Below are 20,769 nucleotides of genomic sequence, written 5' to 3' on the forward strand. Positions count from 1 at the left end.
CGCGACCTTGCGCAACACTTTTGTGAAAAAAGCCCCGTGGCGCAGGTTTCCGCCAAGGGAGCTCTTGGCAGGCGCGCTTCTTAGTTTTAGATTTGCCACAGAAATTATTCAGGATTTTGAAATATGGCCCAGCCGCCCAACGTGCATGACGCTGAACCCATTCCCGCAGCTGCCCGCGAAGCCATCGACGCGCTGATGCAGTCGGGCGACCTGTTCCGCTATACCGCGCCGGAAAACGCGCCGGTCACGTTGCTGGAGCAAGAATATGCAGCACTTCTGGGCAGCAAATACGCGCTGGCGGTGTCTTCCTGCTCGGCGGCGCTGTTCCTGTCGCTGAAGGCGCTTGGCCTGCCCCGCGACGCCCGCGTCCTGATCCCCGCCTTCACCTTTGCCGCGGTGCCCTCCTCGGTGGTGCATGCGGATTGCGTGCCGGTGCTGTGCGAGGTTGGCGACAACTACCGTATCGACATGGCGGATTTCGCGGCCAAGCTGGACAGCGTGCAGGCGGTAATCATCAGCCACATGCGCGGCCATACCTCCGACATGGATGCGATCATGGCGCTGTGCGATGCCCGCGGCATCCCGGTGGTCGAAGATGCGGCCCATTCGCTGGGCACCACCTGGAACGGGCAGAACATCGGCACCCTGGGCAAAGTCGGCTGCTTCTCTTTCCAATCCTACAAGATGGTCAACGCCGGCGAGGGTGGCATCCTGATCACCGATGACGCTGACCTGATCGCCCGCGCCGTCATCATGTCCGGCGCTTACGAGCACAACTGGAAGAAACACAAGGGACCGCGCGGTGAAAATGCGCCGGACCTGGAACAGGCCTTTACCAAGTGGCAGAACCAGCTGCCGCTGTATAACCTGCGGATGAGCAACCTCTCCGCCGCGGTGATCCGCCCGCAACTGCCTGAGCTGGCCCGGCGGGTCCGCGACGGTCTGAAGAACCACGACTATGTCGCGGAGCGGCTGAACGCCTCGCCCTTCTTTGACGTGCCCGCACCACTGACACCCGAGCGGCGCGCACCGGACTCCATCCAGTTCAACCTTGTCGGCCTCACCGAAGAGCAGATCTGCGCTTTTGCGTCTGCAGCCGATGCAAAAGGTGTGAAGGTCCAGGTGTTCGGGCTGTCGCAGGACAATGCCCGCGCCTTCTGGAACTGGCAGTTCCTGCGCGACATTCCCGAACTGCCGAAAACCCGTGCGATGCTGATGAAAGCTTGCGACGTGCGCCTGCCGGTGCGCCTCAGCCGCGAAGAACTCGACGTGATCGCGGACATTCTGCTGGCCGCCGCCGACGAAACCATGGGCAAGGCCGCCGCCTGACGCCAGAGCGGCTGGCCGGTCTCAGCCGGACAACGCCCTTCTGCATAGAAAAAGCGTGGCACCGCGTTAGCGGTGCCACGCCCAACTGTGGGTGTCATTCATCTGAATGGCGCAAAACAGGCGGGAGCGCCGCCCGGATCATTTCATCTTTGACAGTTTTTCCTGTAGCGCGGCCAGCTGCTTCTTGATCTCGTCCAGATCCTCGCCGCTGTCACTCGTGGCTTCCTCGCGGCTGCCGCCTGTCCAGCCCTGGCCGCCAAAGCCACCGGTCATCGCCTTCAGAAACGCTTGCTGCTGCGCCTTGAGCGCCTCGAACCCCGGCATCTGCGCCATCGGATTCATGGCATTCATGTTCTCCATCATCTGCGACTGGCTTTCGCGCAGCATCTCGAAGGACGTCTGCAGGAACTGTGGCATCACCCCACCGCCCGGCACCATGTAGCTGCGCACCAGGTCGTTCAGCACGTTGACCGGCAGCACGTTTTCACCGCGGCTTTCGTGTTCCGCGATGATTTGCAGCAAATATTGCCGTGTCAGGTCATCGCCGGTCTTCAGATCGACGATCTGCACCTCGCGGCCGTCGCGAATGAACCCGGCAATATCCTCCAGAGTGACATAGTCGCTGGTCTCGGTGTTGTACAACCGGCGACTGGCGTACCGTTTGATCAGCAGCGGTTTTTCCTGTTCTGCCATCTACTTCCTCCCCGGTCATGACGCATTGCAGCAAAGCCTATGCCACTGCAGAACAAAAGGGAAGCCTTCGTGCAACCGGCGCACCATCCCTGCCCGCCCGCGCCGCGCAGCGGGATCGGCGGTGCTTGACCTGAAGTAAGCTTCAGCTTTTACAGATCATTCCGGAACAGATTCGACAGCAGGAGATTTCCGGACATGAAAGTTTTTATCCTCGGAGGTACCGGCACCATCGGCACCGCCGTCACGCGGGAGCTGTGCCGCCACGGCCACGAGGTGAGCGGCCTCAGCCGCTCCAGCGCCTCCGACCGCACCCTGCGCGGCATGGGCGCGCAACCGCTGCGTGGCGACCTGCGCCAGCCCGGCCTCTGGGCGCGGCAGGTGCAATCGGTGGACGCCGTGATCCAGCTGGCCGCCACCTTCGACACGGATATGGGGACTGTGGACCGCGCCGCGATGGACGCCGTCCTGCGACAGGCAGCCCTGCGTCCCGAACCGCTGCGGCTGCTATATACCGGCGGCTGCTGGCTCTATGGGGCGACCGGGCCACGCGTGGCTGATGAATCCAGCCCGCTGCATCCGATCAAATCCTTTGCCTGGATGCAGGAAAACGCAGCTCGGATCCTTGCCGCCCCGGCGGTCTCGGCGGCGGTGATCCACCCGGCCATGGTCTATCATCAAGGCGGCGGTGCCTTTGCAGATTTCCTGGCTGCCGCCCGCGCGCAGCAACCGTTCGAGATCTGGGGCAGCATCCGCACGCGCTGGCCGCTGGTGGAGCGCGACGATCTGGCGCGCGCCTATCGGCTCCTGCTCGAGCGGCCAGACCTGACCGGCCACTTCAACGCCAGTGCCGAGGCCGGGGTCCCAGTGGCCGCGGTCACCGAGGAAATCGCGCGCCGTCACGGCCACCCCGGCGATTATGTGGTGCGCTCGCTCAAACATGTGCTGTTCACCCATGGCGACTGGGCCGAAGGTCCGACACTGGACCAGCAGATGGCCTCCGACAAGCTGCGACGGTTGACCGGCTGGCAACCCCGGCTGCCCGACTTCCGCGCCGCCGCGTTTTAGCCAGTGGCTGGACCGCACCGCGCCGCATGGCCCGCAAACGGCAAAAAGGCAGGCCATCAGGCCTGCCTTTTCTCACGGTGTGGTACCTAAGGGAGGAGAGCCGGTACCAGCCCGTGTACGTCCTGTTGTCAGCGGCGGCTTACTTGGCAGCAGCCGATGCCTTCTTCGCGGCGGTGGTCACCTCGGCGGTGGCCTTCTTGACCGCGGCGGAGGCTTCTTCGGAGATATCCTTGCCAGCCGCCATCATCAGCTCAACCGTGTCCATCTGGACTTTCTTTGCCACTTCGGCAAAGGCTGCCAGGTTTTCAGCAGCCACTTCGGCGGAAGCCGAAGCAAAATCGGTTGCCGACTTGGCATAGTCAGCCGGGTCTTCCTTGACCTTGGCGACGTCGCTCAGCTTGGCCAGGGTTTCCTTGGTCCACTTGTTGGAGATCTCGGCAGATTTGCCGGCCGCGTCCAACGCAACAGCGGACAGTTTTTCGTTCAGGGCAGCAGTGTTCTTGAACATGTCTTCCATCGCCTTGGTGTCGACGGGGAATGCGCCCATGAAGTCTTTCATCATCGCGGTGAAATCTTGGGTCTTTGCCATAGTTCTAATTCCTCAGAAAGCTGCGGCAGGACCATCCTGCGCTCTTCAGCATGACCTGAATATCGTTTCTGCAACGCAGCATTTCAAGATTTTTCTTGCTGCGCTGCAGAAAAAAATCGCAAATCCGGGCAAATCAACGGTTTGCCTTGACCCTTACATAGGTCCCCGGCGCCGGTGCCAAGGGTTCAAGGCCCGACTCACCCACCTCACGGGCGGGCACCTGCTTGCCGGACCGGGGCTTCAGCCAGGCTTGCCACCGCGGCCACCAGGAGCCCTCGTGGAACTCCGCGCCCGCCATCCAGGCATCGCTGTCCCCTTTCAGATCCGGGTTGGTGTAATGGCCGTACTTCTTTTTGCTGGGCGGATTGACGATGCCCGCGATATGCCCGGATTGCGACACGACGAAGGTCTTGCTGCGCGATCCCATCTGCTGCACGCCACGATAGCAGTCCTTCCACCGCGCGATATGGTCGGTCTCGCAGGTGATGGCCATCAAGGGAACCTCCACGTCGCGCAGGCGCAGGCGATGGCCCAGCAGCTCGAAACCCTCACCGGCGAATTCGTTGCGCTGACACAGGCCGCGCAGGTACTGAATCGCCATGCGCCCTGGCAGGTTGGCGCCATCGCCATTCCAGTACAAGAGGTCAAAGGCGGGCGGCGTTTCCCCCATCATGTAGCTTTTCACCGCAGGTCCATAGATCAGGTCCTTGGAGCGCAGGAAGGACATCGTACGCCCGATCACCCAGGACCGCAGCAGCCCGTCCTCGGCCACCTGCGCCTCGATCCCATCAACGAAATCATCCTGCAGGAAGGGGGTAAATTCGCCCTGATCCCCGAAATCCGTGAGCGTGGTGAAGAAGGTTGCCGATTTCACCGATTTGTCGCCGCGCTGCTTCAGCAGCGACAGCGTCAGCGCCAGCGTGGTCCCCGCGATGCAATATCCCACCGCGTTCACCTGGCTGACACCACAGATGTCCTTGGCCGTCTCGATGGCGGTCAGGAACCCCTCCTGGATGTAATCCTCCATGCCGATCTCGGCATGGCTTTCATCCGCGTTGACCCAGGAGACGACGAACAAGGTATAGCCCTGGTCCACCACCCACTTGATAAGGCTGTTCTGCGCCTTCAGATCGAGGATGTAATACTTGTTGATCCATGGCGGGAACAGCACGATCGGCGTTTCATGCACCGTTTCGGTGGTGGGCGTGTACTGGATCAGCTCCATCAGGCGGTTGCGATAGATCACCTCGCCCGGGGTGGTCGCGATGTTGCCCCCCAGCTCAAAGGCGCTTTCATCCGCCAGCCGGACCACCAGCTCGCCATTGTTGGCCTCAAGATCCGAGACCAGGTTTTCCAGCCCGTCAATGAGCGACTGGCCCTCCGTTTCCACCGCCCGCTCCAGCGCGTCCGGGTTGGTCGGCAGAAAATTGGTGGGCGCCATCATCTCGATGATCTGGTCGGCGAAATACGCAAGACGCTTCTTGTCGGTCTCCTCCAGCTCCACCGCTTCCTGCACCGCATTGCGGATGGTTTCAGCGTTGGTCAGGTACTGCTGCTTGACGAAATGGAAGTAGGGGTTGTTGTCCCACAGGGGGTTGGCGAAACGGCGATCCCTGTCGTTGTCCTGCGCTTCACTACCCTCCGGCGGGGCCGTCAATGCCTGCTGGGCTTCGGCAAAATTCAGCACAGATTTTCCCCAAAAGGCGATCTGCTGCTCCAGAAGCTTGGCGGGATTTTGCATGATCTGCGACCAGTAGGCGGTTGCTGCACGTGCATAAAGCTCCTGATTCGGACCGTCGAGCGCCGGGTTGTGCGGCACCTTCTGCGCCATGACATCGGCCAGCCGCTTGCTTAACTCCTCCACGCGGGCCATGTTTTTCGCAAGCTTTTCAATGCTCTCGGAATTGGCTGCCTTGGATAATCCGTCACCAGTTGTCATATAAAAGAATCCCTCATAGGCTTTCTGCTATGCAGAATAAGCATCTGCACTTCTTGGGGCAAAGCGGCGAAAGGTCCGGTGTTCCGAAGTGTCCAGATCCCGACGCCAGGGCAGAGCCGAAGGAGCCCCGCATGCGCTACATGATGACCTACGACCTGATGGAAACGGTCCGGAACACCAACCAATGGCTGGGCGCTACGGCCCTCTCCATGGCATCGTACCCGGTCTTCTCCGCCTTGCCAAATCCGGCCCTCAGCTGGATGGCCGCCTGGGGCGAGGTGACCGAGCGGACCTACCAACGCATGGTCGTGAAACCCGATTGGGGTATCCGCACCTTCACCTGCGAGGACGGCAAGGACCATCTGGTCGACATCGTCACCGTTGTTGAACGCCCGTTCGGCGACCTCATCCATTTCAAGGTCAACGACCGCGAGGAACAGCCGCGCAAGGTGCTGCTTGTTGCCCCGATGTCCGGCCATTACGCCACCCTCCTGCGCTCCACCGTGCAAAGCCTGATCGTCAATTGTGAAGTCTACGTGACGGACTGGCACAATGCCCGCGATATTCCTGTTTCCGCAGGAAAATTCGACGTCGAGGACTATACGCTCTACCTTGCCGACTTCATGCGGGAGCTGGGTCCCGACTGCCACGTGGTGGCGGTCTGCCAGCCGGCGCCGCTGACCCTTGCCGCCACCGCCTACCTGGCGGAACAGGACCCCAAGGCGCAGCCCAGCTCACTGACGCTGATCGGCGGCCCGGTGGATCCCGACGCCACCCCCACCGAAGTCACCGATTTCGGCCGCCGGGTGACCATGGGCCAGCTCGAGGAAACCATGATCCAGCGGGTCGGCTTCAAGTACAAGGGCGTCGGCCGCAAGGTCTACCCCGGACTTCTGCAACTGGCCTCCTTCATGTCGATGAACGGTGAGCGTCACTCCAAGGCGTTCATGGATCAGATCCAGCGCGTATCGCGCGGCGAGGCGTCGGACCACGATGCCCACAACCGGTTTTACGACGAGTATCTCGCCGTCATGGACATGACGGCCGAGTTCTACCTGTCGACGGTCGAACGGATCTTCAAGAACCGCGAAATCGCCCGCAACGAATTTGTCGTCGCCGGTCACAAGATCGACATCGGCAAGATCACCGATGTCGCCGTGAAAACCGTCGAAGGCGCCAATGATGACATCTCGGCGCCCGGCCAGTGCATCGCGGCCCTCGATCTCTGCACCGGACTGCCCGAAAGCAAGAAGGCCAGCCATGTCGAGCCCGGCGCGGGCCATTACGGCATCTTCGCGGGCCGCAGCTGGCGCGACAACATCCGGCCGCTGGTGATTGATTTCATGAACGAAAACAGCCGCCGCCCGGTCGCGAAGAACACCTCGCGGAAACCCGCGCGCAAACCCACTCCGGCCTGATCGGATGGCAGGGCCACAGGCATTCGCCTGCACCTGCGGGGCACTGCGGGGAGAAGTCTCGGAGGCCGGGATCAAGACCGGCCTGCGGCTGGTCTGCCACTGCGCCGACTGTCGCGCCAACGAGCTGTACCACGGCCAGACCGACCCGGCACCGGACCCGGTGGAGCTGTTCCAGCTGGCCCCTGACAGCATCACCATCTCCCACGGCGCAGAGCATCTGCGGGCGATCCGGCTGGGACCGCGCGGCCCGTTGCGCTGGTATGCCGCCTGCTGCGGCACGCCCTTTGCCAACACGCTCGCCCGGCCCGGCCTGCCCTTTGCGGGGATGCGCGCCGATCTGTTTCAGGACAAAACCGCTCTGGGCAAGATCCGCGCCCGGGCCTTCATACCGTCCACCGTGCCCGGCAAGCCCCCCACGACGAAGGGCGGCGGTGCGATGGCCTGGGGCATTCTCAGCCGCATGATCGCATCGCGCCTCTCGGGGCGCTGGAAGGAGACACCCTTTTTCGACGCGGTCACCGGTCGCCCCGTGGCCGAGCCAGAATTGATCAGCAAGTCACGCCGCGCCGCGCTCTACCCGTAGGCACCGGCGGCACCGGCCCCGGAGCGCGCGTCGGTAACGATCACCGGACGCGGCATCTTGGCACGGTTCGGCATCGCCAGCCAATGCAGCAAGGCCCGGTTCACCACCGCCGGCTGCTCCAGCAGTGGCAGATGCCCGGCATTCTCGACCACCTCCAGCCGACCCTGCGGCATCATCTGCGCCAGCAACTCGTGCTTGCACACCGGCGCCAGCGGATCCTCGGCGCCGCACAGCGCCAGGGCAGGCACGTGGATCCGCCGCAAAACCGCCTGCTGATCCGGCCGCCGCTGCATCAGCCGCGCCTGCGTCACGAACAGTTCCGGCCCCAGCGCCAGCGCCATCTGCAACCACCGGTCATGGATCTCCTGCCGCCGCGGTCCCGGTGCCAGCGCCTCCAACGGCATGAGCGCGGGCAGCACGTCTGCCAGTCGCCCCGCCCGGGCCGCCACGATCTGCGGTTCGCGATCCGCGGCCTGCAAGGGGGTATCTGCCAACGGGCTGACGGCCATGAGACACAAACGGCTGATCCGTTGCGGCGCACGCCGGATCAGCTCCAGCGCCACAACGCCCCCCATGCCATAGCCGACCAGCGCAAACCGTGGCGGCAGATGGCCAAGCATCTGCTCGGCGATCTCCGCCACAGTGCTGCCACCCGCCAATGGCAGGACCATCACCGGCATGCTGCCCGAAAAGGTTCGGATCTGTTCCTCGAAAATCCGCCCGTCGCACATCATGCCCGGCAACAGAACCAGGGGTTCGCGACACGGCTGCTCTTTTTCAGGCATCTGCTGCCCTCACGGTTTGCCCTCCACCCGTCATGAAACTGTGCAAGGCGCACCGCGTCGCTTCAAGGAAAACCGTGACACGGGGAAAACTTTCGTTCCGGCTGCCACCCTGCCGCCACGGTCAATAGCCGTTCCAGCGAAAGGCCCCTTCGGGTGACAGCGCGGAGAACGGGTTGAAGGCGATTTCCCACAGGTGCCCATCGGGGCTGCGGAAGTAGCCGTGATGCCCGCCCCAGAACACATCCTGCGCCGGTTTCAGGATCTCCGCCCCGGCGGCTTCGGCAGCCGCGAGCAGCTCCGCCACCTCTTCCTTGCTGCGGGTGTTGTGGCTCAGGGAAACGGCCCCAGTGCCCAGGGCGTCCTCCGGCAGGCCGATGTCCGCCGCCAAGGCGGTCAAGGGATACAGACCCAGCGTCTGCGAAATCAGGTCGAAGGCGATCACCCCGTCCGGGCTCTCGGCCCGCCGCCAGCCCAGCGCCTCGTAAAACGCAGCCGCCTTTTCCACATCCGGCACCCCCAGGGTGATCAGGCTGATACGCTGTTCCATCGCCTCTGTCCTCCGCGTCTGCGCTTGTCACGAATGGAAGCCGCCCTCAGGCCGCTCCCAGGACATCCAGCACCGCATCCTCGATCATCTTCAGGCAGGCCTCGTCCGAGAAGCGGTGATCGGCATCCTTGACCAGGGTCAACCGCATGTCCGGGCAGGTTGCATGATCCATCAGCCGCAGCGCGGTTTCGGTCGACACCGCGGTGTCGGCAGTGCCCTGCAGGCAGCGCACCTTGAACGGCAGGAACAGCGGCGAGCGCAGCACCAGCCGCTTGCGCCCGTCTTCGATCATCCGCTTGGAGATGTGATAGGGCTCCATGTAATCACTCGGCAGTTCGACATAGCCGCGGCTGTCCAGCTCAGCCTTCTGGGCGTCACTGAAATTGGCCCAATAGCCATCCTCGGTGAAGTCCGGTGCGGCGGCGATGGTCACCATGCCCTTGATCCGCTCGGGCATCTCCCGCGCCAGCAGCAGCGCCTGCCAGCCGCCCATGGACGATCCCACCGGCACGATTTCCCCCTCGGTCAGCTCCTGAACCGCGGCCAGCGTGTCCTCGTGCCAGTCGCCGATGCAGCCGTCTTCGAACCGGCCCGAGCTTTCGCCGTGGCCGGAATAGTCGAACCGCAGGAACGCCTGACCGCGTGCCTTGGCCCAGGCCTCCAGATGCACCGCCTTGGTGCCTTCCATGTCGGACTTCAATCCGCCGAGGAACACGACACAGGGCCCCTGCCCCTCGGTCTTGTGATAGGCAATCCGGCGTCCCTGCGCGGTCTCCAGAAACTCTGTGGCGGGCATGTCTGTGATCTCCTGTCGTTTTCACCAGATGTGGCATGCTCGCGCCTGCTCGGCAAGCCGCACCACGCATCGCTTGCATGCCCCCTGCAACCCTCCTTATGGTCCGCGCAAAATTGCACAAGGGATCTAGGGCATGTTCAGGATCATCAAGGCCATCGTCATTGCCGCTGTCGCCCTCGCGGTGGCGCTGGCCACCGCCTGGGGCGCCATGGCGCTGTGGTATCGACTGCCCCTGGACGACGTGTGGCGCTGGCTCCTGGCGGGGGGCTTTGCGCTGCTGGGCCTGATGGTGATCCTGACCCTGCGGCGGCGTTCGGCGCTCAGGGGGCTGACCACATTTGCACTGGCGCTGGCAGCGATCATCCTGTGGTGGTCCAGCCTCACCCCGCCCGCGACCGGGAACTGGGCACCGGATGTGGCGCGACAGGTCACTGGAACCGTCGAGGGCAACCAGTTGACCCTGACCAACGTGCGCAACTTCTCCTGGCAAACGCCCGAGGAGTTCACCGCAGCCTGGGAGACCCGCAGCTATGACCTCGACCGGATTAAAACCGTTGATCTGTTCATGTCCTACTGGGCCGGGCCGCAGATGGCCCATATGATCGTCAGCTTCGGCTTCGAGGGCGGCGAGCATGTCGCCTGGTCCGCCGAGGTGCGGCGCAAGGAGGGCGGCGGCTTCTCCCCGATCGCGGATCTGTTCAAATCCAACACCCTGGTGCTGATCGCCGCCGACGAGCGCGACGTGGTGGCCACCCGCACCAACGCACGCGGCGAGAACGTGCAACTGTTCCGCATCGATGTCAGCCCGGAGACCGCCCGCACCCTGCTCTTGGAATACGTCGATGCCGCCAACACGCTGGCCGCGCAGCCACAGTGGTACAATTCGCTGACCGCCAATTGTTCCTCGGTGGTCATGGGGTTGATCCGCCGCTTTGCCCCGGACGTGCCGCTGGACTGGCGGTTGTTGGCCAACGGCTACCTGCCCGATTACGCATGGGAACAGGGTGTTCTGGACCAGAGCTACAGCGTCGAGGAACTGCGCGCCCTCGGCAGCATCACCCCGATCGCACAGGCCCATGGGGTGACCCCCGACTACTCCGCGGTGATCCGCGACGGGGTGCCCGCCCCGGCACTGGATAACGTCGGCAGCTGACCGGCGGCCAAGCTGTTATCGCAGCGGGAAAAATACGCCGGGGGGCCACAGGCAGCGCCGCGGCCGTCTTGACACCCTGCGCCTTGCCTGCCAAATCGGGCGGACACCATAACCCGCAACCGGGCGTTCTGTGGGCGCCAAACCGACGAGGAGCAGCCAGCAGCATGGCCCAAGTCTCTCTTACATTCCCCGATGGCAACGCACGATCCTTCGACGCAGGCATCACCCCTGCGCAGGTCGCGTCTTCCATCTCCACCTCGCTAGGTAAAAAAGCGATCTCGGCGACCGTCAATGGTCAGCACTGGGATCTGCAGTGGCCGATCGACTCCGACGCCACCATCGCCATCCACACCATGAAGGACGAGGATCAGGCCAACGAGCTGATCCGCCACGATCTCGCCCATATCATGGCCCGTGCGGTGCAGGAAATCTGGCCCGACACCAAGGTCACCATCGGACCGGTGATCGAGAACGGCTGGTACTACGACTTCGACCGCGCAGAGCCCTTTACCCCCGAAGACCTCGGCACCATCGAAAAGAAGATGAAGGAAATCATCAACAAGCGTGATGAGGTCCGCACCGAGGTCTGGGAGCGCGACCGCGCGATCCAGTATTACACCGACAACAACGAACCCTATAAGGTCGAGTTGATCGAGAGCATCCCCGGCGACGAGCCGCTGCGCATGTACTGGCACGGCGACTGGCAGGATCTGTGCCGCGGCCCGCACCTGCAGCACACCGGCCAGGTGCCGGGCGATGCCTTCAAGCTGATGTCGATCGCAGGCGCCTACTGGCGCGGCGACAGCAGCCGCGCCATGCTGCAACGGATCTACGGCGTGGCCTTCACCGGCAAGGAGAAGCTGAAGGCCCATCTGACCATGCTGGAAGAGGCCGCCAAGCGCGACCACCGCAAGCTGGGCAAGGAAATGGGCCTGTTCCACATGCAGGAAGAGGCACCCGGCCAGGTCTTCTGGCACCCCAACGGCTGGCGCATCTACACCACGCTGCAGGACTACATGCGCCGCATGCAGGACCGCGACGGCTACGTCGAGGTCAACACCCCGCAGGTGGTGGACCGCAAGCTGTGGGAAAAATCCGGCCACTGGGACAAGTACCAGGAGAACATGTTCATCGTTGAGGTGGACGAGGACCACGCCCGCGAAAAGGCGGTGAACGCGCTGAAGCCGATGAACTGCCCCTGCCACGTGCAGGTGTTCAACCAGGGCCTCAAATCCTACCGCGACCTGCCGCTGCGGATGGCCGAGTTCGGCTCCTGCGCGCGTTACGAGCCCTCGGGCGCGCTGCATGGCATCATGCGGGTGCGCGGCTTTACCCAGGACGATGGTCACATCTTCTGCGCCGAGGACCAGATCACTTCGGAAACCGCCAAGTTCATCGCCTTCCTGTCCAAGGTCTATGCCGACCTCGGCTTCCACAACTGGACCATCAAGCTCTCCACCCGCCCGGAAAAGCGGATCGGCTCGGACGAGACCTGGGACCACATGGAACAGGCGCTCGGCGATGCGTGCAAGGCGGCGGGCTACGACTACGAGGTGCTCGAAGGCGAAGGCGCCTTCTACGGCCCCAAGCTGGAGTTCACCCTGACCGACGCCATCGGGCGCAACTGGCAGTGCGGCACCCTGCAGGTGGACGCCAACCTGCCCGAACGGCTGGAGGCCAGCTTCATCGGCCAGGACGGCGCCAAGCACCGTCCGGTGATGTTGCACCGCGCCTGCCTCGGCTCCTTCGAGCGTTTCATCGGCATCCTGATCGAGGAACACGCCGGCAAGCTGCCGTTCTGGCTGGCGCCGCGCCAGGTGGTGGTGGCCTCCATCACCTCCGAGGCGGATGACTACGTCAACGAGGTGGTCGAAACCCTGCGCGCCGCAGGCGTGCGCGCCGAGGCCGACATCCGCAACGAGAAGATCAACTACAAGGTCCGCGAGCACTCCGTGGGCAAGGTGCCGGTCATTCTCGCCGTCGGCCACCGCGAGGTCGAGGAGCGCACCGTCTCGATCCGCCGCCTCGGCGAAAAGCGCACCAGCGTCGAGAGCCTGGAAAATGTTACAAAGGCGCTGGCGGTCGAAGCCACCCCGCCCGACCTGCTGTAACATTTGCCGCTGCAATTTCGGAAACGGCCCCCTCGCGGGGCCGTTTTTGTGTCACAGACTGCAATTATCGCCGCTTTTCAGCACTTTGGGACCACAGCTCCCCGACAAATCCGTAACGGTTTCTGACGCAGGCGTGAGACACGCCCTCGTGACTTCAACGCGCCGTAGCCACGGGTTAGGGTTCTAGTGTCATCACGACACCGGATGCAGATACCGAAAGGACCTACCAGATGTCGAACACCGCAAAATCCCTGGCCGTTGCCAGCGCCGTCGCCGCTGCGCTGACCGCTGCTTCCACCGTGCCCGCCGCTGCCGCCACCAAGGAAAAATGCTACGGCGTGTCTCTGGCCGGTCAGAACGACTGCGCCGCCGGACCCGGCACCACCTGCGCCGGCACGTCGACCACCGACTACCAGGGCAACGCCTGGACCCTGGTCGATGCAGGCACCTGCGAAAGCATCGACCTGCCCGCCATGGCCGACGGCACCGAGCGCAAGGGCTCGCTGGAGCCGCTGGAACGCGACCTGCCGGCCTAAGCCATTTGACATCAAGGGGCGGGAGCATGGTTTTCCCGCCCTTTTTGCACCCTGACGACGGGGACCCCCATGCGTGACGCCGCCTCACAGACTCACCTGCCCGCCGCACCGGGCATCGGCTACAAGCCGCAGCATTTCACTGCCATCATGCAGGACGCGGGCCGTGTTGCCTGGCTGGAAATCCACGCCGAGAACTACATGGGCGACGGCGGCCGCCCGCTGGCGCAGCTGCGCCACCTGGCCGAGAAGTTCCCGATTTCGGTGCATGGCGTCGGCCTCTCGATCGGTGGTGAGGCCCCGCTGGACCCGGACCACCTCGCTCGGTTGAAGCACCTCGTGGGCTGGCTGAACCCGGCCAGCTTTTCCGAACATCTCGCCTGGTCGACCCACGACAGCCATTTCTACAACGACCTGCTGCCGCTGCCCTATACCGACGCCAGCCTGCAGCGGATCTGCGACCACATCGATCAGCTGCAGGATACCGTCGCCCGGCCGATGCTGCTGGAAAACCCCTCCAGCTATCTGGCCTTTGCCGAAAGCACCTGGTCAGAGCCCGATTTCCTTGCCGAGATCGCCCGCCGCACCGGCTGCGGGCTGCTGCTGGACGTGAACAACGTCTTTGTCTCCGCCACCAACCTCGGCTTCTCGCCGCAGGGCTACATCGACGCCTTCGCGCTGGCGCATGTGGGCGAAATCCACCTCGGCGGCCATGACACCGATGCGGATGAGCACGGCCGCCCGTTGCTGATCGACAGTCACGGCCGCGAGATCGCCGATCCGGTCTGGGCCTTGCTGGACTACACGCTGGCGCGTTCAGGCCCGAGGCCGGTGCTGGTGGAATGGGACAACGACGTGCCGGACTGGCCCGTGCTGGAGGCCGAAGCCGCCCGCGCCGCAGCCGCGCTGGAGCGCATCCCGGCATGAGTGTTTCGCAAGCAGACTTCACCCGCGCCCTGATGGATGCGGGCCAGCAGGTGCCGGACGGGCTGGTGGATCAGCACGGCCAGCCCGCAGGCCGCCGCTTTGACGTCTACCGCAACAATGTCGCCGCCTCGCTGACAGAGGCAATGCACACCGCCTTCCCGGTGATCGCCAAACTGCTGGGCAAGCAGAACATGGACGGGCTGGCGGGTCTCTACCTGCGGCAGCACCCGCCAGCCTCGCCGCTGATGATGTTCTACGGCGAAGACTTCCCCGCCTTTCTGGAAGGCATGGAGCAGCTCAGGCACCTCGGCTATCTCGGCGATGTCGCCCGGCTGGAGCTGGCCCTGCGCCGCGCCTATCACGCTGCCGATGCCGCCGCCATTGCACCGGAGGTGCTCGGTCAGCTCGGGGCAGAGGCGCTGATGCGCACGCGACTGCGGCTGGCCCCCGCGGTGCAAGTCCTGCGCTCGCCCTGGCCGGTGCATGCGATCTGGCGCTTCAACACCGAATCCGGCGCGCCCGCGCCGCAGCCGCAAGCGCAGGACGTGCTGATCACCCGCCCAGAGTACGACCCGCTGCCACAGCTGCTGCCGCCCGGCGGCGCAGCCTGGATCGCGGCGATCCAGGCAGGTGAGACCATCGGCACGGCGCTCGAGGCGGCCGCCGAAGACCAGCAAGATTTTGACCTCGGCGCGACGCTGACCCTGCTGTTGCAGGGCGGCGCGATCACCGGGCTCGACAACAAAGGGTAAGACCATGAACGCATTTGTCACCATTCACGACGCCGTCTTCAGCCAGGTCGAGCGCGCCGGACGCTGGCTGCTGCCGCTGGCTGCGCGGCTGGTCTTTGCCTCGACGCTGCTGCTCTACTTCTGGAACTCCGGCCTGACCAAGCTGGGCGATGGCCTGCTTGGGCTGTTCAGCCCCTCGATCGGCGCCTACAGCCAGATCTTCCCCAAGCAGCTGGAGGCCGCAGGCTATGACGTCTCGCAGTTCGGCCTGCTGCAAAAACTGGTGGTGCTGGCCGGCACCTACGCCGAATTCATCCTGCCGCTGCTGATCGTCCTCGGGCTGGCAACCCGGCTGGCCGCCCTCGGGATGATCGGATTCGTCGTCGTGCAGTCACTGACGGATGTGATCGGCCATGGCGCCACCGACGCCAAGACACTGGGGGCGATGTTCGACCGCTTCCCGGATGCGGTGATCCTCGACCAGCGGCTGTTCTGGCTGTTCCTGCTGGCCTATCTGGTGGTTCGCGGCGGCGGCGCACTGTCGGTGGACGCACTCCTGCGCCGCAGGGTGGCAGCCGTCCCCAGCTGATCCGGATGCCCCATGTGACAGGCACCCTGCCGCAGCAGCGGTGCCTGCCCTCTGCCCTGTCGCCTCAGCCCAGCCCCAGGGCCGCCTGCACCGACTTGTCCCAGCCCAGGAACAATTCTCCGTCGCGCTCGATCAGCGGCCGTTTCATCAGCGCCGGATGCGCGCGCAGCAGCACCAGGGGCGCTTCGCTACGCTCTTCTTCGCTCAGCCCGCGCCATGTCGTCGAACGGGTGTTCACCAGTTTGCTGCCGAATTGAGCGTGCGCTGCCTGCAACACCGCATCCGGCACCGCTTCGGCGCGCACATCCACCAGAGAGAAATCTGGCAACTGTTTCAGCGCCTTACGACAGGTGTCACAGTTTTTCAGCCCGTAAATCTTCATAACGCCTCCAAGGCGGTCGACAGAAATCTTCAGAATTGATGGTAGAATTCACCAGTTTTTCTTGATTTTCGCCGGACCCGTGCAAAACTCTAGGTTGTCCAGCCTTGCCTGCGGCCAGTCGTGCCGGGGCGTGGCCGGATGCCCTGGGGATCCCCAAGGCAAGTTGCAAACTAGAAGGAGACACGGGAAATGCCAAGCGGCACCGTGAAGTGGTTCAACACCACCAAAGGGTACGGGTTCATCGAACCTGACGAAGGCGGCAAAGATGTGTTCGTGCATATCTCAGCAGTTGAACGGTCCGGCATGACCGGACTGGCCGACAACATGAAGATCGCTTACGAACTGTCCGAAGGGCGCGACGGTCGCCAGATGGCGGCGGACCTGAAGGCGTTGTGATCCGGTGCAACCGGTCCTGACGGCGCTGGCCGTCTGACCCGTGGCACCCCGGGCCTTTACGACCATGACGATACAGACTGCCTACAGGGATCCTGCCCGACGCAGCAAGCCGGTTCTGGTCTGACGACACGCCAAGTCGCGAGCCCGCCCCAAGCTGACCTCTGCGCCCGGTACCACTTCCGGCCTGGGCGCAGCGGGCTTTGGCAACCGGAAACCTCAGCCGTTCCGCGGCGTCTTGCGCAGATACTCCACCATCACGCAGGCCGGGTCTTCGGCCCGCAGAGGCTGCTCTCCCAACCGGTGCCAGTCCTGCGCGGAGAAGTCTGGGAAATAGGCATCGGCGTCTGCAATCTCCAGGTCCACTTCGGTAATCAGCAAGCGATCCGCCATCGCCAGCATCTCGCGGTAGATCCCCTCTCCGCCGATCCCATAGATCCGACGGTAGCCCTGCACCTGCGCCGCCGCCACGGCCGCGGACACCGAGGGCAGCACCGTTTCCGCGGCCTCGGGGTTGGAGGACACGACCAGGTTCAACCGGTTTTTCAAGGGCTTCACCGGCAAACTGTCCCAGGTATTGCGCCCCATGATGAGCGCACCACCGAGCGTTTCGCGCTGAAACGCCTTCAGATCCTCCGGCGCGAACCAGGGGATGTCATTGTCCTTGCCAATGGCCCCGTTGCGCGCCCGCGCAGCGATTAGGGTAATCATCTGCTGTCTTCCTTGTTCTATCGACCGGTCGTCTCAGACCGCGACCGGTGCCTTGATGGCGGGGTGAGGGTCATAATCCACGAACTCGAAATCCTCGTACTTGAAGTCGAAGATCGAGCTGACCTCACGTTTGATGCGCAGCTGCGGCAGCGGTCGCGGCTCACGCGACAACTGCAGTTTCACCTGCTCGACGTGGTTGGAGTAGATATGCGCATCGCCCATCGTATGCACGAAATCCCCCGGCTCATAGCCGGTGACATGGGCCAGCATCGCCTGCAGCAGCGCATAGGACGCGATATTGAACGGCACGCCCAGGAACATGTCGGCCGACCGCTGGTACAGCTGCAAATGCAGTTTGCCGCCGATGATCCGCACCTGCCACAGCGTATGGCACGGCGGCAATGCCATGTCCGGCACATCAGCCGGGTTCCAGGCACTGACGATCAGGCGCCGACTGTCCGGGCTCTTGCGGATCATCTCGACCAGTTCGGCGATCTGATCGACGCTGCCCGCACGATAAAGCGGCTCATCCCCGGTGGTCCCCGGGAGCGGCTCAAGACGTGGGAAGGCCCGCCATTGGTGCCCATAGACCGGCCCCAGGTCGCCGCTCTCATCCGCCCATTCGTCCCAGATCGAGACGCCGTTGTCCTTCAGGTATCGAATGTTGGTGTCGCCCGACAGGAACCACAAAAGCTCATGCACGATGGAGCGCAGGTGCAGTTTCTTGGTGGTCACCAGCGGAAATCCCTCCGCCAGCGAATACCGCGCCTGCATGCCAAAACAGCTGAGCGTCCCGGTGCCGGTGCGATCATCCGACACCTCTCCGTGCTCCAGGATGTAGCGAAGCTGGTCCAGATATTGCTGCATGGCGGCACCCCGTCGTGACTGCGTTTGCCCTCCCCGCATACCGCCTGTCCGGCGTCGCGCCAAGTCAAAAAGTTTCGCGCTTGCGCCAGATGAAACCCACAATATTTGCACCCAAACTACGCCCTGGCTACAATATGCAGGTATCCCATCCGCCACGGTTGCGGCCTAACGGTTCAGGCTCAATTGACTTTACCAAAGCCGCGCATGATGGTGCGACAAAACGAAAAAGCATATTTTGAGGTACAGGCAGATGAGGCGCTATTGGCTAGGGCTCGCGGCGGCGTCCGCGCTGTCGGCATGCGGCGGCGGCAATCCCTTCTTGGAGGATGACACCACCACGCCGGACCCGGACCCGGGGCTGCAGATCCCCGAGGAACTTGCCGGGGATGTGACAAGCGTCAGCTATGACCCGGTGAATGAAACCCTCACGATCTCTGGTGTAGAGCTGGTTTCAGGTCAGGACACGACCACATATGTCCGTAACGCAGCACTCGACCGCGCCGGATATGAGGCCTACACGTTCCAGCAGGACGCGCAAAAAGAACATGCCACGGCCTATGTCCGTCAAAGCGAGGGAGGATATGCCACCGTCGTGATGACAGGTGGCCAATTTGGAACATTTCATGGTGGCACAAGCTACGGACGCGACAATTCTTTTTCCGCGCCCGATGTCACAGCACCTAACAACGGCCTTGTCAGCTATGCGGGAACCTATGTTGGCCTTCTGAACATCAATGGCGACACTGGAGACCTGATTCCGCCCAGTCCGGGTGCGGACCCCGATATTCTGCCGGGGCAAGCAGCTGAAGTCACTGGAAAAGCCTACATGAATGCCGATTTCGGGGGGCTTTCGGTCGAAGGCGGTGTCTACGACCGGACCATTACCGATCACACCGGCGTGACAGTCGAAAATCTGACACTCTATGAGGGCACCCTAGCCACGGACGGTTCCTTCACCGGCGACGTCCATGTCGATGGTGGTGGTGTCGGCAAGTACGGCGGTGTTTTTACCGGCACCGACGCCGCCGCCGTTGCGGGCACCCTGCACGCCACCGGCCATATCGAGGAACTGAACAACGGCACTGTCCCGATCGAGGAATTCGGCGTCTTCGTTCTGGACTCCTGCAATGGCGCCAATGCCGACCCGGCCTGCCCTGCCCCATGACGCGGCCTGCAGCGGCCGCCCTGGCGCTGGCCCTTGCCCTGCCCCTCTCGGCCGCTCGCCTCGCTGCCGAGGAGGTCGCGCCACAGCTGCACCTGTCCCTTGAACAGGGGCAGGCGCTGGCGGCGCATGCGCTGCAAAACGGTGACCCGGCCCTGACCCTCGAACTCTCCCGCGCATTGCTGCAGGCGGACCGCAGGAACCACACGGCCTGGCATCTGCGCGCCGCCGCTTTTGCCCAGACCGGCCAACCCGCTAAGGGCCGCAAGGCCGCCGCCCGCGCCTTCCGCCACGCGCCCGATGACGCCAGCCGCTACCAGTTGGCACAGCTGGCCTCGCGACTGGCCTATCAAAGCGGCAGGCCCACGCTGTCGCAATACTGGCTGCGCCGTACCGCCACCTATGCGCCGGACGCCCGCGCCGAACAGCTGATCGCCCGCGACTACAAGACACTGCGCCGGATCAACCCCTGGTCCTTCCGCCTCAGTGGCGGGGTGAAACCCTCCAGCAACGTCAACAACGGCTCCGATGCGGCAACGCTGCAGGTCGACGGGCTCGGTTCGCATCAAAATCGGCTCGGCCCGCGCGCCATCGCGCTGTCGGGGCTGATCGGCACGCTGGATGCGGGCATCAGCCGCCGCCTGGCGCAGAACGCCAACAGCCAGACCATGCTCAGCGCGCGGCTGTACGTGCAGCGGGTGGCGCTGTCCTCCAGCGCCAAGGCAAAGGCGCAGGACGCCGCCGCAAGGACCCATACCACGGTGCCGCGCAACGCCGACTTTGGCTCCACCTATGGCGAGTTGACGCTGGCGCATGCCTTTCGCGCAGGCCCCGCCGACAGCGGCGGCAGCGCCCGCGTCGCGCTGACCGCGGCCACCTCCTGGTACGGCGGTGAGCGCAGCTATGACCTGGCCAAGCTCAGCGCCTCGCGCAGCTGGGTGCTGTCGCCGCAGATGCGCCTGACCCTCAGCGGCAGCGCCGAGCACCGGATCGCGCCGCAGCGGTTGTCGCTGGATGCAAACGTGCTGGGACTGGGGGCCGCCCTCACCCGCGAGCTGGGCAACGGCGACCGCGTCGATGTCAGCCTTGGCCTGCGTGACACGCGCGCCAAAAGCAAATACTTCGCCAGCCAGACCACCACCCTGCGGCTCGGCTACGCCTTTGACGAGCAGGTCGGCCCCGCCCGTGTCAGCACCGGCCTGATCCTCGGCAACTCCGCCTATCCCGATCAGGTGGTCTATACCGGCAGCGCCTGGCAGCCGGTGCCGGGCGGGCGGACCGACCGATCCGCCTATGCCGACCTCAACCTGTTCTTTGCCGATTACGACTATGCCGGATTTGCGCCGCAGCTGCGCCTGCGCGCGGGCAAGCGGTTTTCGAATCTCAGCAAATACGACAGCAGCGAGTTTTCCGTCTCGCTGGGCATCCAGTCAAAATTCTGATCGCGCCGAGCCTTTGACTGGCCT

The 20,769-nt window shown here is 63.9% G+C and carries 22 protein-coding genes; 13 read left to right on the top strand and 9 right to left on the bottom strand.

Annotated features, from left to right (window positions below; all coding sequences use genetic code 11):
* Nucleotides 1-123 precede the first annotated feature (123 nt).
* Nucleotides 124-1,329, top strand: coding sequence for a DegT/DnrJ/EryC1/StrS family aminotransferase (locus AB9K35_RS16070; RefSeq protein WP_369927588.1), 1,206 nt, complete (start codon nt 124-126; stop codon nt 1,327-1,329).
* 138 nt (nt 1,330-1,467) lie between these two features.
* Here AB9K35_RS16070 and phaR read toward each other — a convergent pair whose 3' ends face one another.
* Nucleotides 1,468-2,022 carry a polyhydroxyalkanoate synthesis repressor PhaR gene (gene phaR, locus AB9K35_RS16075; RefSeq protein WP_222453890.1) on the bottom strand — a complete coding sequence of 185 codons (555 nt, stop codon included), beginning with the start codon at nt 2,020-2,022 and terminating at the stop codon, nt 1,468-1,470.
* Nucleotides 2,023-2,217: 195 nt separating this feature from the next.
* On the opposite strand from phaR, the gene AB9K35_RS16080 reads away from it, so the two are divergent.
* A complete protein-coding gene (locus AB9K35_RS16080; RefSeq protein WP_369927591.1) occupies nt 2,218-3,087 on the top strand; it encodes an NAD-dependent epimerase/dehydratase family protein in 870 nt (289 codons plus the stop codon).
* 139 nt (nt 3,088-3,226) lie between these two features.
* On the opposite strand, the gene AB9K35_RS16085 is transcribed toward AB9K35_RS16080, so the two are convergent.
* A complete protein-coding gene (locus AB9K35_RS16085) occupies nt 3,227-3,676 on the bottom strand; it encodes a phasin family protein (protein ID WP_222453892.1) in 450 nt (149 codons plus the stop codon).
* A 133-nt stretch (nt 3,677-3,809) separates the two neighbouring features.
* A complete protein-coding gene (locus AB9K35_RS16090) occupies nt 3,810-5,615 on the bottom strand; it encodes a PHA/PHB synthase family protein (RefSeq protein WP_369927593.1) in 1,806 nt (601 codons plus the stop codon).
* 131 nt (nt 5,616-5,746) lie between these two features.
* On the opposite strand from AB9K35_RS16090, the gene phaZ reads away from it, so the two are divergent.
* Both phaZ and AB9K35_RS16100 read left to right on the top strand, forming a co-directional pair.
* Nucleotides 5,747-7,033 (top strand): polyhydroxyalkanoate depolymerase, encoded by a 1,287-nt coding sequence (gene phaZ / locus AB9K35_RS16095; RefSeq protein ID WP_369927595.1) that lies wholly within the window; start codon nt 5,747-5,749, stop codon nt 7,031-7,033.
* Nucleotides 7,034-7,037: 4 nt separating this feature from the next.
* Nucleotides 7,038-7,616 (top strand): DUF6151 family protein, encoded by a 579-nt coding sequence (locus AB9K35_RS16100; protein WP_369927597.1) that lies wholly within the window; start codon nt 7,038-7,040, stop codon nt 7,614-7,616.
* Here AB9K35_RS16100 and AB9K35_RS16105 read toward each other — a convergent pair.
* The 3 genes from AB9K35_RS16105 to AB9K35_RS16115 all read right to left on the bottom strand — a co-directional run bounded on the left by AB9K35_RS16105 (nt 7,607) and on the right by AB9K35_RS16115 (nt 9,744).
* Nucleotides 7,607-8,401, bottom strand: coding sequence for an alpha/beta fold hydrolase (locus tag AB9K35_RS16105; protein ID WP_369927599.1), 795 nt, complete (start codon nt 8,399-8,401; stop codon nt 7,607-7,609). The genes AB9K35_RS16100 and AB9K35_RS16105 overlap by 10 nt on opposite strands.
* Nucleotides 8,402-8,522: 121 nt before the next feature.
* On the bottom strand, nt 8,523-8,948 hold the full coding sequence (locus tag AB9K35_RS16110) for a VOC family protein (RefSeq protein WP_369927601.1): 426 nt from the start codon (nt 8,946-8,948) through the stop codon (nt 8,523-8,525).
* A 46-nt stretch (nt 8,949-8,994) separates the two neighbouring features.
* The gene (locus AB9K35_RS16115) at nt 8,995-9,744 is read right to left on the bottom strand and encodes an alpha/beta hydrolase (protein WP_369927603.1); all 750 of its coding nucleotides are present in this window, start codon (nt 9,742-9,744) and stop codon (nt 8,995-8,997) included.
* 133 nt (nt 9,745-9,877) lie between these two features.
* Between AB9K35_RS16115 and AB9K35_RS16120 the strand changes: the two genes are divergently transcribed.
* From AB9K35_RS16120 to AB9K35_RS16145, 6 genes are all read left to right on the top strand, one after another.
* Nucleotides 9,878-10,897: a DUF4105 domain-containing protein gene (locus tag AB9K35_RS16120; RefSeq protein WP_369927605.1), complete on the top strand. Its 1,020-nt coding sequence runs from the start codon at nt 9,878-9,880 to the stop codon at nt 10,895-10,897.
* A gap of 164 nt (nt 10,898-11,061) precedes the next feature.
* Complete coding sequence (thrS, locus tag AB9K35_RS16125) at nt 11,062-13,008, top strand: threonine--tRNA ligase (protein WP_369927607.1); 1,947 nt, start codon at nt 11,062-11,064, stop codon at nt 13,006-13,008.
* 230 nt (nt 13,009-13,238) lie between these two features.
* Nucleotides 13,239-13,544: a DUF2282 domain-containing protein gene (locus AB9K35_RS16130; protein WP_222453901.1), complete on the top strand. Its 306-nt coding sequence runs from the start codon at nt 13,239-13,241 to the stop codon at nt 13,542-13,544.
* Nucleotides 13,545-13,613: 69 nt separating this feature from the next.
* Nucleotides 13,614-14,468: a DUF692 family multinuclear iron-containing protein gene (locus tag AB9K35_RS16135; protein WP_369927610.1), complete on the top strand. Its 855-nt coding sequence runs from the start codon at nt 13,614-13,616 to the stop codon at nt 14,466-14,468.
* Nucleotides 14,465-15,220, top strand: coding sequence for a putative DNA-binding domain-containing protein (locus AB9K35_RS16140; RefSeq protein ID WP_369927612.1), 756 nt, complete (start codon nt 14,465-14,467; stop codon nt 15,218-15,220). Before AB9K35_RS16135 ends, AB9K35_RS16140 begins: the two co-directional genes overlap by 4 nt.
* Nucleotides 15,221-15,224: 4 nt before the next feature.
* The gene (locus AB9K35_RS16145) at nt 15,225-15,788 is read left to right on the top strand and encodes a DoxX family protein (protein WP_369927614.1); all 564 of its coding nucleotides are present in this window, start codon (nt 15,225-15,227) and stop codon (nt 15,786-15,788) included.
* Between the two features lie 64 nt (nt 15,789-15,852).
* On the opposite strand, the gene AB9K35_RS16150 is transcribed toward AB9K35_RS16145, so the two are convergent.
* Entirely contained in the window at nt 15,853-16,170 is a 318-nt protein-coding gene (locus AB9K35_RS16150) for an arsenate reductase family protein (protein ID WP_369927616.1), read from the bottom strand.
* 189 nt (nt 16,171-16,359) lie between these two features.
* Here AB9K35_RS16150 and AB9K35_RS16155 point away from each other — a divergent pair, with 189 nt between their 5' ends.
* Nucleotides 16,360-16,566 (top strand): cold-shock protein, encoded by a 207-nt coding sequence (locus AB9K35_RS16155; protein ID WP_222453906.1) that lies wholly within the window; start codon nt 16,360-16,362, stop codon nt 16,564-16,566.
* 216 nt (nt 16,567-16,782) lie between these two features.
* Here the strand turns inward: AB9K35_RS16155 and AB9K35_RS16160 are convergent, their stop codons facing one another.
* Nucleotides 16,783-17,274, bottom strand: coding sequence for a dihydrofolate reductase (locus tag AB9K35_RS16160; RefSeq protein ID WP_369927619.1), 492 nt, complete (start codon nt 17,272-17,274; stop codon nt 16,783-16,785).
* A gap of 33 nt (nt 17,275-17,307) precedes the next feature.
* Nucleotides 17,308-18,141, bottom strand: a complete 834-nt coding sequence (locus tag AB9K35_RS16165) for a thymidylate synthase (protein ID WP_369927621.1) — start codon at nt 18,139-18,141, stop codon at nt 17,308-17,310.
* 250 nt (nt 18,142-18,391) lie between these two features.
* Here AB9K35_RS16165 and AB9K35_RS16170 point away from each other — a divergent pair, with 250 nt between their 5' ends.
* A complete protein-coding gene (locus AB9K35_RS16170; RefSeq protein ID WP_369927623.1) occupies nt 18,392-19,306 on the top strand; it encodes a thymidylate synthase in 915 nt (304 codons plus the stop codon).
* On the top strand, nt 19,303-20,745 hold the full coding sequence (locus tag AB9K35_RS16175) for a surface lipoprotein assembly modifier (protein WP_369927625.1): 1,443 nt from the start codon (nt 19,303-19,305) through the stop codon (nt 20,743-20,745). The genes AB9K35_RS16170 and AB9K35_RS16175 overlap by 4 nt, the downstream gene beginning before the upstream one ends.
* Nucleotides 20,746-20,769: the final 24 nt, after the last annotated feature.

This window comes from Leisingera sp. XS_AS12, assembly GCF_041224635.1.
GTDB lineage: Bacteria > Pseudomonadota > Alphaproteobacteria > Rhodobacterales > Rhodobacteraceae > Leisingera.